The sequence below is a fragment of the Oricola nitratireducens genome, assembly GCF_014904745.1.
Taxonomy (GTDB): Bacteria; Pseudomonadota; Alphaproteobacteria; order Rhizobiales; family Rhizobiaceae; genus Oricola; species Oricola nitratireducens.
Window position 1 is genome coordinate 56,222 of the sequence record NZ_JACZCS010000004.1, and the last position, 17,750, is coordinate 73,971.

Genomic DNA, 17,750 nt, shown 5'->3' on the forward strand with positions numbered 1-17,750 from the left:
TGGCGTTCCCCGGTTGCGTCGTGCTCCCTCAGGTGCAACAAATCGCATCGCGGCGGCAAGGGCAATGGCGGCCGCGCGATCCCGGGTGCGAAGGAGTGTGTGACGTGCTGCAAATCGAACAGTTCATCTGCCTGTCGGACAATTTCGGTGTCCTGATCCACGATCCGGCGAGCGCGCGCACCGCGACGATCGACGCATCCGACGCCGATTGCATTGCCAGGATGGCGGAGGCGAAGGGCTGGGCGATCACCGACGTGATGGTGACGCATCATCACGCCGATCACACGCAGGGAATCCCGGCGCTGAAGGCGAAATATGGCTGCCATGTCACCGGACCGAAGGGCGAGGCCGACAAGATTCCCGGCATTGACGAGGCGGTCGGCGAGGGCGACGTGTTCTCCTTCGGTGCCTATGATTTCGAAATCATCGAGACGCCGGGCCACACCGCTGGGCACATCGTCTATTTTTCGCCGAAGGCGGGCGTGCTGTTTGCCGGCGATACGCTGTTTTCGCTCGGCTGCGGGAGACTGTTCGAACGCGGCGCGGCAGAGATGTGGGGCGGGCTGAGAAAGCTCAAGACCCTGCCGCCGGAGACGATGCTCTATTGCGGCCACGAATACACGCTGGCCAATGCGCGTTTTGCGTTGTCCGTCGATCCCGACAACGAGGCGCTGATCGCGCGCGCGGCGGAGGTCGAGCGGCTGCGCGAAAACGGCGAGCCGACGCTGCCGGTCACGCTTGCGGCGGAATTTTCGACCAATCCGTTCCTGCGCGCCGACGATCCGGCGATCCGCGCCCATCTCGGTATGGAAGACGCCAGCGACGAGGCTGTCTTTGGCGAGATCCGCAAGCGCAAGGACAATTTCTGATGCACAACCTCGCCGCCGAGCGGATCAAGAAGGAACTCGGCCTGAAGCCGCATCCGGAGGGCGGCTGGTATGCGGAAACCTTTCGCGATGCCGGCGGGCAGGCGAATGCGCGCGGCCACTCGACGGCGATCTATTTCCTGCTCGAGGCCGGCGACGTGTCGCACTGGCACCGGGTCACCGACGCGGCCGAGGTCTGGCACTTCTATGCCGGTTCGCCGCTGGTCCTGACGATGTCGTCGAACGGCCACGACGCCGAGGCGCACCGGCTGGGCGCCAATCTCGCCGCCGGGGAACGGCCGCAGATCGTCGTGCCGGCCAACTGGTGGCAGACGGCGACGTCGCTCGGCGCGTGGACGCTGGTCGGCTGCACGGTGGCGCCGGGTTTCGATTTCGCCAGTTTCGAACTCGCCCCGCCGGACTGGAAACCGGTGCCGCGCCAGCCGAAGGGCGCCTAGAGCTCGCGCGCCCAGTACTGGCCGACGAGATCCTTGCCGTAGGAGTGGTGCGGTTCCTCGCTGACCAGTTCGAAACCGGTCGCCTCGTAGATCCGTCGCGCGGCGACGAGGATATCGTTGGTCCACAACACCATTTTCTTGTAGCCGCGCGCCCGGGCGAAACGCGCCGCTTCCTCGACGAGGCGGCGGCCGAGCCCGTGGCCGCGCGCCGACGGTTCGACATAGAGCATGCGCAGTTTCGCGGTGTCGTCGTCCTCGCGCACGACGAAGACCGAACCGGCGATTTCGCCGTCGCGCTCGGCGATCCAGCAGCGCTCGCGCCCCGGATCATAGGTCTCGACGAACTTGCCGACGATCTCGCCGAGCAGACCCTCGAAGGTCCAGTCCCAGCCATATTCCTTGCCGTAGAGAAATCCCTGGCGGTGGACGACCCAGCCGAGATCGCCGGGTTCCGGTTCGCGCAGAATGATCATGGATTCCGACGGCGAATTGCCGAGCAGCCACTCGATGCGCGCCATCGCGCCGACGAGTTCCGCCTGTTCGCGGTCCGACAGCGGCGAAAGCAGGCTGGCGACCTCGCGCGTCGACGCGGCCTCGAGCGAGCGGAATAGTTCGCGGCCCCTGTCCGTCAACGCGATCAGCAAGCGCTTGGCGTTTTGCGGCGCGGGGCGGCGTTCGAGGATGCCGTCTTTTTCCAGCCCCGCGATGAGCCGGCTCAGATAGCCGGCATCCATGCCGAGCGCGCGGCCGATATCGGTCGCGGAAAGCGGGGCGCGGGCGCGGCCGAGTTCGTAGATGACGCGTGCCTGCGGCAGGGAATAATCGGAATCGAGCAGATGTTCGTTCAGCGCGCCGACGAGGCGGGTATGAAACCGGTTGAAGCCGCGCACCGCGTCGATGCGTTCGGACGGCACCGGGAATTGGGGCGGCTTCCGTTGCATGCCGCAATCAATCAACACGGTGTTGACTTTGTCAACACGGGAATGTGCGGAACACGGATATCAGGCGGCGAGCACGCCGAACAGGATCAGCAGTTGAGCCGCGAAATAGGTGATCCAGACCGCCGGTCCGGTGAAGGCGCGGCCGGGGGCGTCGGGTTTCATCATGAAGCGCTCGGTGGCGAGGATCGTGTCGGACGCCATGAAGCTCAACGCGCCGGCGGTGATCAGCCCGCCGCCATTGGTCACGGCGGAACTGGCCATGGCGACGACCGCCATGATGTAGATCATCACCGGCCAGCGCAGGTTGCCCGCCGCCTGCCACAGCATCGCCGCCATCGCCAGCGCGACGAAGATCACCACCGCGATGATCGCCGTTCTGAGCCAGACCGGCAGCGTCGCCGCGGTCTCCGGCAGCATCGAAAACAGGACGATATAGGCGATGTGGCCGAGAAGGAAGGCGACGAGTCCGGCCAAAAAGAAACGCTCGCTGCGGTCCTCGACGGCGAGAAAGAAATCGCCCGCCGCGCAAAGCGCAAGGCCGAGCGTCAGCAGCCACGGCGCGTTCTGGATGACGGAGAGAACCGCCAGCAGCACGACGGAGAGCGTCTTGGCGGCGACCTTCAGCCATGACGCCCGTCGCGACCCGTACAGGAGATAGATGATCGCGAGCAGGACCGCGAAGAGCAGCGTCCCGTTTTCGGTTCCCGACAGTCCCCCTTCAAACGGCAACATGGCGCTTCCTCCTCGTTAAAAAAAGATCCTTGGCCGCGATCGCCGCGCCGCCGGTGATCAGCAGGCATGCGATCGCGATCGCCCATGTCGGCGCAGCCTGGCCGGCGGCGATCAGGATGACGGTCGAGATCAGCGGCGCGGCATAGCTCGAGGCGCCGAGCACCTGGATGTCGCCATGCTTGACGCCGTAGTCCCAGACATAGAAGGCCGCGCCGACGGGCAGGATGCCGAGACCCGCGACGGCGAGCCACTCGACGATTCCCTGCGGCCAGACGGTCGTCTCCAATGCCAGATGGGCGAAAAGCGACAGGACGGCTGTCGCCAGGCAATAGACCGCGACGATCTCGGTCGGCACCGCCGAAAAGCGGCGTGACAGCAGCGAATAGCCCGACCATGTGAAGGCGGCGGCAATCGCCACCGCGTAGCCATAGGCGTATTCGGCCTTGAGCGCGAAGCCCTCGCCGCCGGTGACGATCAGCGCGGTGCCGGCGAAGCCGCAGGCGACGCCGACGAGATGGTGCCAGCCAAGCCGTTCGCCCGGCATCAGCGCGCTTCCCGTCACGATCAGCATTGGCCAGAGATAGCAGATCAGGCTCGCCTCCACCGCCGGCGCGTGGCGCAGCGCCGTGAAATAGAGGAAATGATAGCCGAAAAGCCCGCCGATGCCGAGCAGATAGGCCTGCCAGGGGATCCGCCCCTGCGGACGCTCGCGCTTGCGCCGCCCGGCCGTCGCGGCAAAGCCGATGGCCGCGCCGATCGCGAAGCACATGGCGGACAACTGGAACGGCGGCACGTTGCCGGAGGCTGCGGTGAACAGAGCGAGCAAGGCCCACATCAGCACCGCGCCGAAACCGATCAGGGTGGCGACGAAGCGTTTGCGGTCGGGTGCGGCGGGACTTGCGGACACGCTGGACATGCCGATCCGTTGCCGCATGCGAGGGTTTTGTCAAGCAGCCGGGCGGCGGGGCTACTCGGCAACCGTCTCGAACCGCGTCGCGTAGATCGTGAACAGGCCGATCTGGGTGGTGATCTTCGCCTTGACCGGCGCGAAGAGCGACGTGCCCTCGATCGGGGCGAAGGCGATGTCGATGACGCCCTTGTCGCGCATCCATGTCACTTCCTTCTTGCCTTCCGGATAGCCGGAAACCGGCACGAACCTTGCGCGGCAGGTGATCGCGTCGCCCTTGTAGCCCTTGGCGGAAAACGGCACGACGCGCAGAAAGGACAGCTTCATGTCGGCGCGCATGGCGCCGTCGAATACGCGGATCGTGCGGTTGCAGACGTCGCGCCAGGAGGTCGCGGGCACCAGCATCGCGCTGATCGGATCGAGCGTGTCCTTCAGATGCGACGCGGCAACCTCGATCCAGCCGCTGCGTTTCTTGACTTCGGGCGCATTGACGGTGCGGGTTACCGCGCCGCCGGAAAATCCGATCTCGGTATGCTGCTTGTCGCTGCCGCTGACATAGTCGAGCCGGAAGGCACGCGCCTCGACCCGGCCGGGACCGATCCGGCCGGTCGCGGTCAGGTTGCCGCTCGTCGGCTGGAACAGGGCGACCAGCCCGCGGGCGCGCAATGTGCCGCTCAATTTGTAGGATTGCGGCGTGATCGTGGTCTCGAAACTGGTGACGCCGATGGGGATGCCGAGCGCGGCGACCGAATATTCGGACCTGTAGGAACGGATTTCGGCCCCGGCGCTCGCAATGCCCGGGGCGCCGAGGAGGATCGTCAGCGCGGCAATCCGCCTGGCGGCAACCATCTTGCGCATGGTTTTACTCCAATAATGCGTCCCAGCGACCTCGCAATCGCGCCGAATCTCGTCAATTCTATGATAGGGCTCTGCGAACGGCCTCAAAATCGGTCGAGACGGTTGACGAAAATGCCGGTTGTCACTATAGGACCCTGACTTTTCCGCAGAAGCCGCAGTTGTCCGGTGACGACGCCCTTGCTGGCGCGACATGAGACTGTGTTGGGTTTGCGGAGCCAGAAACCGAATTCGAAGGTGATCATCATGTCACGCGCATGCGAACTGACCGGCAAGGCAGTCCAGTCCGGTAACAATGTGAGCCACGCCAACAACAAGACCCGGCGCCGGTTCCTTCCCAATCTCTGCCAGGTCACGCTGATGTCGGAGGCGCTCGGCCAGAGCTACCGTTTCCGCGTTTCGGCTGCGGCGCTGCGCACCGTGGAACACCGCGGCGGTCTCGACGCGTTTCTGGCCAAGGCGAAAGAGGCCGAGCTGTCGCAGCGCGCCCGCCTGCTGAAGCGCCAGATCGCCAAGAAGTCCGTCGAAGTCGCTGCCTGATTTCAGGTATCCGACGGCAATCTGACCACAGGCCGGGCGACCGGCCTGTTTTCGTTCCTCAACTGGTGGCATCACCCAGGATAAAAAAATGCTCAAGCTCTCTGCCGTATTGCCTTTCGTCCTCGCCATGGCGACCGTCGTCGTGGCGTCCAACGTGCTCGTCCAGTTTCCCGTCGAGGGACAAGTCGGCCCGCTCGCGCTCGCCGATATCCTGACTTGGGGCGCGTTCACCTATCCCTTCGCCTTTCTCGTCACGGATCTCGCCAACCGGCGTTTCGGTCCGGGCTTCGCCCGCGCTGTCGTCGTGACGGGCTTCATCGTCGCGGTGATCTGCTCGATGACGGTGCCGAACCTGCTCTATTCGCAGGGGCTGATCGGCTTCGAGACGGAGCAGGGACGTCTTGCGCGAATCGCCGCGGCTTCCGGCTCGGCCTTTCTTGTCGCCCAGCTTCTCGACGTGACGGTGTTCAACCGCCTGCGCCGGCAGAGCTGGTGGCGCGCGCCGGTGATCTCGTCGGTCGCCGGTTCGGTGATCGACACGGCGATCTTCTTCTCCATCGCATTTGCCGCCGTTTTCGCCTTTGCCGGTCCGGGCGACGGGTTCGCCTCGGAAGCCGCGCCCTTGTTCGGTTCGCTCGGCGTCGAGGTCCCGCGCTGGGTGTCCTGGGCGGTCGGCGACCTCTCGGTCAAGCTGCTGATTGCCGTGGTCGCGCTGATCCCCTACCGGCTGGTGATGGCGCGTTTCGGCCGGGGCTATGCTCCGGCCTGACCGGTTTCCGCCGCGAAAGGATTGTCCTCGACCGGTTCGAGGATGGCGAAGACGTTGTTTTCCGTGTCCCTGAAGGTCACCAGATAGCCCACGCCGGGAATGAGAACCTTCGGCACGACGATGGTTCCGCCCTCTTTCTCGATGCGCGCGGCATAGTCGTCGGCGGACGGGACCTCGATCGTCGGTGTCGCGGACTGCCAGGCTTCGCCGCGTTTGGCGATGCCCGCGCCGACCGCAGCCGGGTCGTCGGACGTGCTCACCAGCCAGTAGGGGATCGGCCCCTCGAGCTTGCGGATGTTCCAGCCGAACACGTTGCCGTAGAACCGGCTGGCGCGCTCGGGGTCGTCGGCGGCGATATCGATATGCACGAATTTCGGCATGCCCTTCTCCTTCGCTCGTATTTCTTCATGAAACCGCGCATGCGCGGCCGCCGCGATGACGGCCGTCAATGCCATGGTCCCGCGCAATGGACACGCTTCGGCCCGGACAGTACTATCCGGCCATCCAGCGCAATTCCGCGGGCGACCCCGCGGAACGGTATGGGTACTGGCCGTTAAACGGGGCAATCAATGACATTGATGGACGAAATCAACGCGCTGCGAAAAGACCTCGACGAGGTGCGGCGCAAGCAGTCGAAAGCGGAACCAGGGGAACGGGCCGCGGATGCCGAAGCCGTGCCGCAAGCGGATGCCGGCATCGAACAGCCGGAAGGTCTCGATGCCCTGTTGGGCGCGGTCAACGCCGCGGTCGAGGACTTCAGCGAGGAGATCGAGAAGTATCCCCGCATCGCCGCCATGACCTCGCTCGCCGTGGGGCTGGCGCTTGGTTACGCCATCGGCCGACAGGTTCGCTAGTCAGGCTTCAACGTCCCATTCGCCGATACGAGGATTTCAACCATGTCCACCGTGACTTCCGCCAAACTCTATGTCCGGATGGCGCTGCTGCGCCGCCGGGTGCTGCTTCGCCAGGCCATCAGCCGGGCGCTGGCCGGAGCGCTGGCCGTGGCCGCGCTGATCGTCGCGGCGGGGCTTGCGACCTACGCGCTCTATCTGGCGATCGTCCCGTCGCTCGGCCAACTCGGCGCGGTGCTGGTTCTGGCGGGCATCTATCTCGTCGTCGCAATCATCCTGCTCGCCTATACGCTGCACGAGCCGCATTCGCCGGAACTGGAGGCACTGGCCGAGATGGAGGCCGCGGCGCTGGAAACCGCCACGGCCGAATCGCGCGACATCCTGCACGCATTTTCCGGGCACGGCATCTCCGGGCTTGGCAGCACCGTATCCGTCGGCCTCGCGATCCTCGGTGTGCTGCGCAAGCTCATGGGCGCAAAGAAGGAAGACTAGCGGATCGGCGGCGCGCGGTCGTCGGGCGCGGCCGGCGCCACCGTATCGTCCACCGCCCGGCCCGGCTGCCACATCTCGACCATCGCGATCGTCACGGTGACGAGGATCGGGCCGAGGAAGAAGCCTGCCATGCCGAACAGATACAGCCCTCCGAGCATCGATATGAATGTCGGCACGGTGTGTAGCTTGAGCTGGTTGCCCATCAGGATCGGGCGCACGACATTGTCGATGCTGCCGACCACGACGCTCCCCCACAAGGCAAGGATAACGGCTTTCGCCACGTTCCCGCTCAGGATCAACAGCGCCACCGCCGGAAGCCAGACGACAAACGCGCCCAGGAAGGGCATGATCGACAGGATTCCCATGATCACGCCCCAGAAGAGCGGCGTCGGCAAGCCGAGAATCCAGAACATCACGCCGCCGAGGGCGCCCTGAATCGCGGCCACTGCCAGCGTTCCGTAGGCGGTCGCGTGGACCGCGTCGATGGCGCGCCGCGCGATCCGGTCGATCTCGTCATTGGGCAGCGGCAGCCAGTCGTGCATCAGCCTGACTGCCTTGTCGCGATCGCGCAGGAAGTAGAACAACAGGTAGAAACTGATGACGGTTTCGGTGATCTGGGCGATCGATCCGCGGACGAACACCGCGCCGATATTGCTCAGCCAGGCCGCCAGCGCCGACAGCATCGCCTGCAGATCGAACCGCTCGCTGATCCACCGTCCGACGGGGGCGATGGCCGGATGCGACGTCAGGAGGCGCTGCAGCTCGCCGTCAGCGATGCGGGACTGGACGGTCGCCACGCCCCGCGCGGCCTCGTCGAACAGCGTGTTGCCGAGGAACAGCAACAGCGGAACCACCACAAGCGCGATGGCGAATATGGAGACCATGGCGGCGAGACCGCGATGGGAAAGCATGCGCTCGATTCTTCTCTGGAGCGGGACGGCGAGGATCGCCATCACCAGCGCGCCGATCAGCGCGCCGAGAAAGGGAGTCGCAATCCAGCCGCAGGCGAACAGCCCGGCGATCGTGATGACGGCGAGAAACGGCTTGCTCAGGTCGTTTTTCTCCATCCTGGCCACCAGTCTGGCTGGGGCGCTTTCCTCGTCCGGCTGGTTCATGGGCGGTGGCTTCCGGTTCGTTGGCGAGGCCATAAAACCGCGCAACATTCCGATGCGCGTTGACGCGGGTCAACCCTGTTCGGGCATGTCGCCGACGAGACGGAATTCGAGCAGCAGATTGCGTTGCAGGATCGAGTGGTTGTCGTCGGAGACGAGGGTCAGCCGCGGCGTGCCGTCCGGGTCGATCGAAATCGAGAGGCCTTCCATGTTGTCGATCTGGTAAAGCATGTTGGCTTCTAGAAGCACCTTGCCGTCGACGGTCGCGCCCTCGGCGATGTCTTTGCCCGGGATCCGGCGGATGCGCATTGCGACGCCGTCGATCATGTTGAAACGGCGCTCCAGGAGGATGAGATCGCCATCGGGCAGGAACTGCCCGTCGGTGATGTCGAATTCGTCGGAGCGTTTGACCGAGAACTCGTAACTGCTACCGTCCGGCCAACGGACGAAGGCCATCATGTTGCCGTTCTTGTCGAGACTGCGTTCGGTGACGCCCACCAGCGCGCCGGCTATCGGCAAACTGTTCGGCGCTACCGCTACGGTCTCGAATCCCTTGTTGTCGCGCAACTCATATATCGGCACCGGCGGCTTCTGTTCGCGCAGCAGGACCGGATGACCGTCTTTGGGAAGCTCGTATTCGGCAATGCGGTGTCTCTGCTCGAAGCTGACAAAAACGGTGCCGCCCGCAACCGTCATGCCTTCGGCGTCGGTTTTCCATTTGGCGATGCTTCCCGGCACCATTCGCCACATGCTCGCGCCCGAAAGGCCGGTCGGCCGGCCGGTCTTGTCGCGGTCGATGTGGCCGGCAAACCACAGGCCGGTGTCGGCAACGCCGAGAATGCGCGACCGGTCGGGAAAGACGTGCAGCGCCGACAGGGCGCCGAAATGACGCGACGAGGCCGTCATCTCCAGTCCGCCGGCGAATTCCAGCTCGCCGAAACGTTGCTGGTCGGTGCCGATGCGGAAATTCGTGATCGGGCTGCTCGTCACGGTCATGGGGATGATGTCCGGCGTGGCAACGGCGCCGGCGGCCGGGAACAGGGCGGCAACGCCAAACGCGGCGACGGCGATACCGCGGATGACGGGAGCCGGCGTTTGCACGCTCAGCTTGCCCTGCGCCGCTTGGTATCGCGCGCCTTCTGCTCCTCGAACAGCCCTGCAAGCTGTTCGGTCATGGCGCCGGCCAGTTCCTCGGCGTCGACGATGGTGACCGCGCGCCGATAATAGCGGGTGACGTCGTGGCCGATGCCGATGGCGAGCAGTTCGACGGCCGAGCGCGTCTCGATTTCCTCGATCACGGCGCGCAGATGGCGTTCGAGGTAATTGCCCGGATTGACCGACAGGGTCGAATCGTCGACGGGCGCGCCGTCGGAGATCATCATCAGGATCTTGCGCTGCTCGGGCCGCGCCGCCAGCCGGCGGTAGGCCCATGTCAGCGCCTCGCCGTCGATGTTCTCCTTCAAGAGCCCCTCGCGCATCATCAGGCCGAGATTGCGGCGCGAGCGGCGCCAGGGGGCGTCGGCGCTCTTGTAGATGATGTGGCGCAGGTCGTTGAGGCGGCCGGGCTCGGCGGGCTTGCCGCCCTTCAGCCAGGCTTCGCGCGCCTGGCCGCCCTTCCAGGCGCGGGTCGTGAAGCCGAGGATCTCGACCTTGACGCCGCAGCGCTCCAGCGTGCGCGCCAGAATGTCGGCGCAGGTCGCGGCGACGGTGATCGGGCGGCCGCGCATCGAGCCGGAATTGTCGAGCAGCAGCGTGACGACGGTGTCGCGGAAGGTCGTGTCGCGCTCGCGCTTGAAGGAAAGCGGCGCGAAAGTGCCGGCCATCTCGTCGATGATGATGCGCGGCAGGCGCGCGGGATCGAGATAGCCTTCCTCGAGGTCGAAGTCCCAGGAGCGGTTCTGCTGCGCCATCAGGCGGCGCTGAAGCCGGTTGGCGAGACGGCCGACAACGCCCTGGAGATTGGCGAGCTGCTTGTCGAGAAAGGCGCGCAGGCGCTCGAGCTCGGCCTCGTCGCACAGTTCCTCGGCGGCGACCGTTTCGTCGAACTCGGTGGTGTAGACCTTGTAGTCGATGCCGGACAGGATGTCGTTGAAGGGCTGGTCGGGGCGGATCGCCTCGCCCGGCTCCTCGGTGTCGGCGTCCATGTCCTCCTGCATGTCTTCCGACGTTGCCTGGGAGGCGTCCATCTCGCCCGCTTCGGGCTGTTCGCTCTCGGCCTGGCTTTCCTCGGTCTCGGACTGTTCGTCGCCGGTTTCGTCCTGGCTGCCGCCTTCGGTGTCCTCCTCGGCCTCCGGCTCCTCGCCTTCCTCGTCCTCGTTCTCGTCGGTCTCGTCGCCGTCCATCTCGTCGGCGAGCTCCATCGAGACGAGCATGTCGCGCACGGCGCGCGCGAAGGCGTTCTGGTCGTCGATGGAGGCTTCCAGATTGGCGAAGTCGCCGCCTGTCTTGTCGTCGATCCAGTCGCGCCACAGATCGGCGACGGCGGAGGCGCCCGGCGGGGTCGGGCGGCCGGTCAGCCTTTCGCGCACGACCAGCGCGATGGCATCGGCAAGCGGCGCCTGGTCGCGTTCGGTGACGGTGGCGAGATTGGCGCGGGTGAACTTGTCGTCGATCATCGCCGTGATGTTGTCGCCGACGCCGGTCATGCGGCGCGCGCCGATCGCTTCCACGCGGGCCTGTTCGACCGCGTCGAAGACGGCGCGGGCGTCCGCGCCCTCGGGCGCCGTCGCCGCGTGGATACGCGGATTGTGGCAGGCGGTTCTCAGCGCCATGGAATCGCCGACGCCGCGGGTCACCATCACGTCGTTTTTCGAAATGCGCTTCGGCAGCTCGGGCAGGCGGGCATGCTTGCCGGCGAAGGCCGGCTTGTCGGCGGCGAAGACGACCTCGAGTTCAGGCTCGCCCGCCATGGCGCGCATGCAGGCCGTCACCGCGCGCTTGAAGGGCTCGGTGTCGACCGGCTTGGCCGGCTTCTTGCGGATGTTGTCGCCGGGACCTGCCATCGCCTTCTGCGCTGTCTGCCCCTTAGCTCAGCACGACGTTCGCGGCGCTTTCCGCCAGCTCTTCGCCGAAGCAGCGCTGGTAGAACTCGGCGACGAGCGTGCGTTCGAGATCGTCGCACTTGTTGAGGAAGGTCAGCCGGAAGGCGAAACCGACGTCCTTGAAGATGTCGGCGTTCTCTGCCCAGGTCAGCACGGTACGCGGGCTCATGACGGTCGACAGGTCGCCGTTCATGAAGGCCTGGCGGGTCATGTCGGCAAGCCGAACCATGTTGTTGACGATCTCGCGGCCCTTGGCGTCCTGGTAATGCTTGGCCTTGGCCAGCACGATCTCGACTTCCTTGTCATGCGGCAGGTAGTTGAGCGTCGTGACGATGGACCAGCGGTCCATCTGCGCCTGGTTGATCTGCTGCGTGCCGTGATAGAGGCCGGTCGTGTCGCCGAGGCCGACGGTGTTGGCCGTGGCGAAGAGGCGGAAGGCCGGGTGCGGGCGGATGACGCGGCTCTGGTCGAGCAGCGTCAGGCGGCCCGACGATTCGAGCACGCGCTGGATCACGAACATCACGTCCGGGCGGCCGGCGTCGTATTCGTCGAAGACGAGCGCGACATTGTGCTGATAGGCCCAGGGCAGGATGCCGTCGCGGAATTCGGTGACCTGCTTGCCTTCATGGACGACGATGGCGTCCTTGCCGACGAGGTCGATACGGCTGACATGGCTGTCGAGGTTGATGCGCACGCAGGGCCAGTTCAGCCGCGCGGCGACCTGTTCGATATGGGTCGACTTGCCGGTGCCGTGATAGCCGGAGACCATGACGCGGCGGTTGTGGGCGAAGCCCGCGAGAATCGCCATCGTGGTCGCGCGGTCGAAAATATAGTCGGGATCGATTTCCGGCACATAGGCGTCGGCGCTGGAATAGGCGGGTACTTGCATGTCGACATCGATGCCGAACACCTCGCGGACATTGACCGTGGTGTCAGGCATGTTTGCGATGTCGATTTCCATCTTGTTCATTTTGCCTCCTCGATGCGGGCGGAGGCCGCATGCCGGGGTGTTTACGGGATTGGATTCCGGACTAGCACAGCCCGGCGGTTTTCAACAATTGGTAGGCTTGCACCACTTCGCGGAATCGTTCCTCGGAGGTGCGGTCGCCGCCATTTGCATCGGGATGGTGCTTCTTGACCAGTGCCTTGTACTGCGTCTTGATGTCCTCGGCGGAGGCCGAGGCCTTCAGGCCGAGCGTCGTCATGGCCTTGGCTTCCAGCGGCTTGAGCTTGCGGACCTGCTGCACCGCGGTGGCGCGCCAGTTGGGATCGCGCATGCGCATCGAGCGCGCCGAGCCGGACTTCATATCGGAGAAGACGGGCGCGGCCGTCGGGTCCTCGACATGGGCGGTGCCCATTTTCCAGGTCGGCCGGTTGCCGACGAGCGAATCCTTCTGGAACTTCGCGATCTCGTCGTCGCCGAGGCCCGAGAAGTAATTGTAGTTCTTGTTGTATTCGCGCACGTGGTCGATGCAGAAATTGAAATACTGCCCCTCGCGATCGCGGCCCGCCGGTGCCTTGTGGCCGCCGGGCTTCTCGCACCCGGCCCACTGGCAGGTTTGCGCGGCAGCCTCTTCTTGCTGCCGTTTCTTCTTTTTCCCGCCGGGATTGATCCGGATGGAATCGAAATATTTTGAATTGGTTTTCATTTGACCACGGTTATGGGGCGGCGATGCGCCACATACAAGCATTGACATCGGAAGATTTGACGCGGCAAAGCGTGCCTGCCGTCCTTACAAAAAGGACGCATTGGTTTAGCCGTCAAACCGCATACTGGCAAGGTAAGAAGCAAATGGGCCCGATTGAAGAACGCATCGTGAAAAAAATCGAGGAGGCATTCGCGCCGGAGCGCCTCGCGGTGATCAACGAGAGCCACCTGCATGCCGGCCATCACGGCGGCGCGATGGACGGTTCCGGCGAAACGCATTTCCGCGTCCGCGTCGTCTCGGGCGCCTTTGCCGGCATGAGCCGGATCGAGCGCCACCGCATGCTCAACGAATTGCTCTCCGCCGAGATCGCCGACGGCGTGCACGCGCTGGCGCTGGAGCCGGCCGCGCCGGGTGAAAACGTCCGCTGGTAGGACGTCAGCGCCGGTCCGCCAGCATGGCGCGATAGGAGCGCGTTTGCAGCGCCCCGGCCCGGAGGCCGAGATCGGCGGCGAATGCCTCGATCTTCTCCGCCCAGCCAGCCAGGCTTTCCTCGTCGTCGGTCATGATTGCCAGTTCGACGAAATCGCCAAGGCCGGGCACGCGGTCCAGCGTCAGGTGGAAATCGCCGAGAAACCAGATGTCGCGCTGCTTTGAAACGCGGTCGGCCTCGACGCAACCGAGCGCCGCCAGCATCGCCAGGGCCTTGTCGAAATCCTCCATGTCGGTGGCGATGCATTCGTCGGGCTGAGGTCCCTTGACGAACCACAGCACGCGGCCCGACGGCTGCATCGAACGGATCACTTGCTGCTTTCCCAGCGCAGCGAGCCGGCCGTCCGGCCAGTCGAGGAAGACATCGGTCTCGCGATTGCCGAGCGTGAAGGGAATGGCGCCATCAGCTTCGATCCGGACGGTGATCTCCGTCAGGTCGTCGACCGCGTATTTGCGCTCGACTTCGTAGCGTCCTTTGAAATGATCCCCTGGATCGGCGAGCATGCCCTTGCGGGCGAGGGCGGATGCGGGACTGGCTATCATTGTCTTTGCGTTCATTGCTCGTGCGGTTCGCAGAACCGGAGGTGTCTTTGGCCGGAAGCCGGATCGCTGCATCGGCGGTATCCGATATGCAAGGCAAAAGAACAACGGTTATCGAACCGCGCTTCAGACGCCTGTTTTCCTGCCTCCGGCGCTCATGACCTGCAGGGGATTGCCGAAGACCCGGCGGAGCAAGGCGGAGACGGCCAGACGCGGGGCAGCGCGCGGCGCGATCATCGGAGACGCTCCGCCGAACAGTCTCGCGACCAGAAGGCGGCGGATTTCTTCCGGGACGGTGACAACCGTCCCCGCGCCCCTGTGATCCCTGAGTCGCCGGATGCCGACACGGATCGCGGACCCGTCCGTGCCCGGTCCGGCGACGACGCCGGCGACCGCCAATCCGTCGGGCAGGCGGAACCCGACCACGTGGCCGGATTTCACGGCCTCACGGTCACTGTTCTGCGAAAACGTGACCAGAGCCTCGCGCACGGACATCTTCTGGACGTGACAGGGCCGGGAGACGCCGTTGTGAAACAGCGACGCCGGGGTGTCGATCCCGAAATGGACCTCGTCGACATGCGGGCGCGGCAATTCGATGCAGACCAGCATGGCGACGAAGGCGTAGACCATCACGATCAGGCCCCATGCGATGGAGAAGGCGTCGAGATCGTTGTAGGTGCGCAGAAGGGGCCCGTTCACCATGCCCGTCAGGGTCAGCACGATAATCGCCATGAAAAATCCCGCCATCGGGTAGAGTACCTGGACCCGCGAACGGTCCTCGCCCTTCGCCGTCACCTTGAAGGGGCGGCCGAAAGGGGTCGTGATCGCCTGGGCGATCGCCAGCGTGATCGGAACGGCGGCGACCATCTGCGACACCTCGGTAAAGAGCGGCAGGCTGCGCCGTTCCGACACCCAGCTGTGAAACACCCACATCCCGCCGACCATCGGCATGGCGTAGAAGAAAAAGGCGGCGGGTTCCATCAGGATCGCCGGCAGGCCCATGAAGTAATAGAGGATCGGCGCGGCCAGCATCAGCAGGATGAACGGCCGGCAGAACCAGAACAGCAAGCCGTGAAAATAGTGCACGCGCTGCATCAAGGTGAAGCCGCGGCCGAAAAACGGCCCGTCGCGCAACAGGGCCACCTGGATCGTGCCGAGGCACCAGCGGCAGCGCTGGGTGATGTATCCGGACAGGCTTTCTGCCGACAGGCCGACACTCAGCCGCTCATTGAGCCAGCGCGTCTTCAATCCCTTTTGCAGCAGCCGGTAGGTCAGGTGGATGTCCTCGGTCACCGTTTCCTGCGGCATGCCCCCGATGGCGTCGAGCGCGTCCCGGCGCACAACGCAGGACGTCCCGACGCAGAAGGCGACGCCCCAGGCGTCCTTGGACGGCTGCATGACGTCGAAGAAAATGCGCTGGTCGTCGACCCATGCGTGGTCTGCCAGGAGATTGTGCTGTATCGGATCGGCGTTGTAATAGAATTGCGGCGTCTGGATAAGGCCGATCGAGCGGTCGACGAACTGGCCGACCGTCCGTTTCAGAATCTCCCGGCGCGGTGCGAAATCGGCATCGAGTATCAGGATGAAGGGCGCGTCGGTGAGATCGGCGGACACCCTCAGGCCGTTGTTGATATTGCCGGCCTTGGCGCCTTCATTGCTGTCGCGGGACAAATAGCGCACGCCATGTTCGCCGCAGTAGTCGCGAAGCCAGTCGCGGTTGCCGTCATCCAGCACCCAGACGTCGAAATTCGCGTAATCGATCGCCTTCGCCGCGAGGATTGTCCGTTCCAGGATCACGAGATCCTCGTTGTAGGTGCAGATGAACACGTCGACCGGCGGCACCTCGGCCAGTCCGGAGACCGCGCGTTCGCTGGCGTCGGCGGCGGCCGAGTGGTCGCTGCGGCGGAAAAAGAACAGGATCGACAGGATCGTGTAGCTGATCACCACGACCTCGAAGCCGAAATAGATCCGTGGCCACAATGCGTAGGGCGTCCATTCGAAATCGGGCAACGTCTCGGCAAAGCGGTAGGTTACGTAGTTGAGCAGCATGACGATCAGCACGCTACCGAAAATGATGCGGTCGCCGGCCTTGCGCTGGTCCAGAAAACTCGCGCAGGCGATGATCAGCGTGATCGCGACTGCGCAAAACAGCATCGAATCGGCAAGGGTCAGGATTTCGGGTGACACTGCTTGTTCCAGTCAAGTCGTTCGGCTTCCATGCCGCCGTTGAAGGGGTTCCATCGTGTCGCTGCCAGGATCGCCCAGGCGGTGGCGGCAATATGGGGCAGACGGTAATATTTGAAATCGCCCGAATCGGACCCCGGTCCGATCTTGAGGCCGGTCGTGATCTCTTCCTTGACGGTGGCATAGACCAGGCCGCCGGGACTCATCTGCTCCCGCATGGTCGCAAATAGCGGCGCGGCCTTTTCCTGCGGCCCGACCAGGCGGTAGATGAGCGCGGCCTGGGCCGTCCCCTCCAGCCAGATGCCGTCGCGGTCGTCATTGAAATCGAAGCCGCCGGGCACGCCATGATTGCGCTCGGTCCAGGACATCAGCTTGTCGGCTTTGCCGTCCTGTCCGGGAATCGCGATAAGCGGCCACAACAGCGCGTCGAGACCCGATGTCTCGGCGTTCGGTCGGTCGCTACCGGGAACCGTGCCGACATAGTAGCGTCCGGACGCGGCGTCCCACATCTTCGCTATCAGGGCCTGCGCGCGTCCGGCGGCTGTCTCCCACAGTTCGCGCGGCTCGATACGGTCGAGCCAGAGATTGGCCGCGGCGACGTCGACATTGTGCTCTGTCGATTTCCACGTGACGCCCTCGGGGGTGGGTTCATGGCCGAAAAAGCCGCCGTAATAGCCGCTGCCGGACGGGTCGGCGGTGCTGGCGTCGACCCAGCGCATGATCGCGCGGGCGGAATCGAGATAGGCCCCGGTGCCGGTCGCCTCGTAGGCCGTCAGGAGCGCCAGCGCGCCCCAGGCGGTGCTGCCGGTCGCCGAGCCGACCTGGTAGCCGTCCTCGACCCAGAGATTGCGCGCCGCGTCCCAGTAGCCGGGCAATTCGACCGCCTCTCCGGCCGGTGCGGTGGCGCCGGACCGGTAGGCGTTGCGCAGCCGGCCGTCGTGGTAGAAGCGGTCGGACTGCAACGCGATCACCAGCGCGTCGGCAACGCGCTTCGCCTCATCCGTGCGGTCGCAGGCGACAAGCCCCATCAGGGCGAGCGCGTTGTCATAGGTGAATGCCGTGTTTTCGAGCGCCGGATGCAGCGCGGACGCGCCGTTCGCCGGTTCGTAGCTGCGCAGGAAGACCGGGCCGTCCTTCGGATCGGCCATCTGCGCGAGCAGCCCGCGGCAGGCATGGCAGGCGAGAGAGACGTTGTCCGCGTCGCGTTCCGCCGCCGTCGCGGAGGTGGCGATCACCGCGGTGACGATTGCGGCCATCCAGCCCTGCCGCACCGTTCTGGCGATGCCCTGTCCGGGCCGGGGGAGGCTGGCCACGGGCTGTCTCC

The 17,750-nt window shown here is 65.0% G+C and carries 20 protein-coding genes; 7 read left to right on the top strand and 13 right to left on the bottom strand.

Annotated elements, in window-relative coordinates; translation table 11 throughout:
• Positions 1-104 precede the first annotated feature (104 nt).
• Together gloB and IG169_RS03030 are read left to right on the top strand one after the other, a co-directional pair.
• Entirely contained in the window at positions 105-869 is a 765-nt protein-coding gene (gloB, locus tag IG169_RS03025; protein WP_343225556.1) for a hydroxyacylglutathione hydrolase, read from the top strand.
• Positions 869-1,324, top strand: coding sequence for a cupin domain-containing protein (locus tag IG169_RS03030; RefSeq protein WP_193174687.1), 456 nt, complete (start codon positions 869-871; stop codon positions 1,322-1,324). Before gloB ends, IG169_RS03030 begins: the two co-directional genes overlap by 1 nt.
• Here the strand turns inward: IG169_RS03030 and IG169_RS03035 are convergent.
• From IG169_RS03035 to IG169_RS03050, 4 genes are read right to left on the bottom strand one after another with little or no spacing between them, the layout of a single operon-like run.
• On the bottom strand, positions 1,321-2,265 hold the full coding sequence (locus IG169_RS03035; protein WP_193174688.1) for a bifunctional helix-turn-helix transcriptional regulator/GNAT family N-acetyltransferase: 945 nt from the start codon (positions 2,263-2,265) through the stop codon (positions 1,321-1,323). The two genes, IG169_RS03030 and IG169_RS03035, sit on opposite strands and share 4 nt — an antisense overlap.
• Before the next feature lie 60 nt (positions 2,266-2,325).
• A complete protein-coding gene (locus tag IG169_RS03040) occupies positions 2,326-2,997 on the bottom strand; it encodes a lysoplasmalogenase (protein ID WP_193174689.1) in 672 nt (223 codons plus the stop codon).
• On the bottom strand, positions 2,984-3,913 hold the full coding sequence (gene yddG / locus IG169_RS03045) for an aromatic amino acid exporter YddG (protein ID WP_193174690.1): 930 nt from the start codon (positions 3,911-3,913) through the stop codon (positions 2,984-2,986). Before yddG ends, IG169_RS03040 begins: the two co-directional genes overlap by 14 nt.
• Before the next feature lie 51 nt (positions 3,914-3,964).
• Positions 3,965-4,762 (bottom strand): DUF3108 domain-containing protein, encoded by a 798-nt coding sequence (locus IG169_RS03050; RefSeq protein ID WP_193174691.1) that lies wholly within the window; start codon positions 4,760-4,762, stop codon positions 3,965-3,967.
• Positions 4,763-5,005: 243 nt separating this feature from the next.
• Here IG169_RS03050 and rpmB point away from each other — a divergent pair, with 243 nt between their 5' ends.
• Complete coding sequence (rpmB, locus tag IG169_RS03055) at positions 5,006-5,299, top strand: 50S ribosomal protein L28 (RefSeq protein WP_193174692.1); 294 nt, start codon at positions 5,006-5,008, stop codon at positions 5,297-5,299.
• 88 nt (positions 5,300-5,387) lie between these two features.
• Positions 5,388-6,068, top strand: coding sequence for a queuosine precursor transporter (locus IG169_RS03060; RefSeq protein WP_246717090.1), 681 nt, complete (start codon positions 5,388-5,390; stop codon positions 6,066-6,068).
• Here the strand turns inward: IG169_RS03060 and IG169_RS03065 are convergent.
• Positions 6,053-6,448, bottom strand: coding sequence for a VOC family protein (locus tag IG169_RS03065; protein WP_193174693.1), 396 nt, complete (start codon positions 6,446-6,448; stop codon positions 6,053-6,055). The genes IG169_RS03060 and IG169_RS03065 overlap by 16 nt on opposite strands.
• A 189-nt stretch (positions 6,449-6,637) precedes the next feature.
• On the opposite strand from IG169_RS03065, the gene IG169_RS03070 reads away from it, so the two are divergent.
• Both IG169_RS03070 and IG169_RS03075 read left to right on the top strand, forming a co-directional pair.
• Positions 6,638-6,922 (top strand): hypothetical protein, encoded by a 285-nt coding sequence (locus IG169_RS03070; RefSeq protein WP_193174694.1) that lies wholly within the window; start codon positions 6,638-6,640, stop codon positions 6,920-6,922.
• A gap of 42 nt (positions 6,923-6,964) precedes the next feature.
• On the top strand, positions 6,965-7,411 hold the full coding sequence (locus IG169_RS03075; protein ID WP_193174695.1) for a hypothetical protein: 447 nt from the start codon (positions 6,965-6,967) through the stop codon (positions 7,409-7,411).
• Here IG169_RS03075 and IG169_RS03080 read toward each other — a convergent pair.
• From IG169_RS03080 to IG169_RS03100, 5 genes are all read right to left on the bottom strand, one after another.
• Positions 7,408-8,526: an AI-2E family transporter gene (locus IG169_RS03080; protein WP_193174696.1), complete on the bottom strand. Its 1,119-nt coding sequence runs from the start codon at positions 8,524-8,526 to the stop codon at positions 7,408-7,410. The genes IG169_RS03075 and IG169_RS03080 overlap by 4 nt on opposite strands.
• Before the next feature lie 69 nt (positions 8,527-8,595).
• Positions 8,596-9,624: an esterase-like activity of phytase family protein gene (locus IG169_RS03085; protein WP_343225559.1), complete on the bottom strand. Its 1,029-nt coding sequence runs from the start codon at positions 9,622-9,624 to the stop codon at positions 8,596-8,598.
• A gap of 2 nt (positions 9,625-9,626) precedes the next feature.
• A complete protein-coding gene (gene cobT, locus IG169_RS03090) occupies positions 9,627-11,525 on the bottom strand; it encodes a cobaltochelatase subunit CobT (protein ID WP_193174697.1) in 1,899 nt (632 codons plus the stop codon).
• 22 nt (positions 11,526-11,547) lie between these two features.
• Positions 11,548-12,534 (bottom strand): cobaltochelatase subunit CobS, encoded by a 987-nt coding sequence (gene cobS, locus IG169_RS03095; protein WP_193174698.1) that lies wholly within the window; start codon positions 12,532-12,534, stop codon positions 11,548-11,550.
• Positions 12,535-12,595: 61 nt separating this feature from the next.
• Positions 12,596-13,213, bottom strand: coding sequence for a J domain-containing protein (locus tag IG169_RS03100; RefSeq protein WP_193174699.1), 618 nt, complete (start codon positions 13,211-13,213; stop codon positions 12,596-12,598).
• A gap of 143 nt (positions 13,214-13,356) precedes the next feature.
• Here IG169_RS03100 and IG169_RS03105 point away from each other — a divergent pair, with 143 nt between their 5' ends.
• Positions 13,357-13,644, top strand: coding sequence for a BolA family protein (locus IG169_RS03105; protein ID WP_193174700.1), 288 nt, complete (start codon positions 13,357-13,359; stop codon positions 13,642-13,644).
• A 4-nt stretch (positions 13,645-13,648) separates the two neighbouring features.
• Here IG169_RS03105 and IG169_RS03110 read toward each other — a convergent pair whose 3' ends face one another.
• From IG169_RS03110 to IG169_RS03120, 3 genes are all read right to left on the bottom strand, one after another.
• Positions 13,649-14,260, bottom strand: coding sequence for a class IV adenylate cyclase (locus IG169_RS03110; protein WP_210325832.1), 612 nt, complete (start codon positions 14,258-14,260; stop codon positions 13,649-13,651).
• A gap of 108 nt (positions 14,261-14,368) precedes the next feature.
• Positions 14,369-16,429, bottom strand: a complete 2,061-nt coding sequence (locus IG169_RS03115) for a glycosyltransferase (RefSeq protein ID WP_193174701.1) — start codon at positions 16,427-16,429, stop codon at positions 14,369-14,371.
• Entirely contained in the window at positions 16,411-17,739 is a 1,329-nt protein-coding gene (locus IG169_RS03120) for a hypothetical protein (protein WP_343225561.1), read from the bottom strand. Before IG169_RS03120 ends, IG169_RS03115 begins: the two co-directional genes overlap by 19 nt.
• Positions 17,740-17,750: the final 11 nt, after the last annotated feature.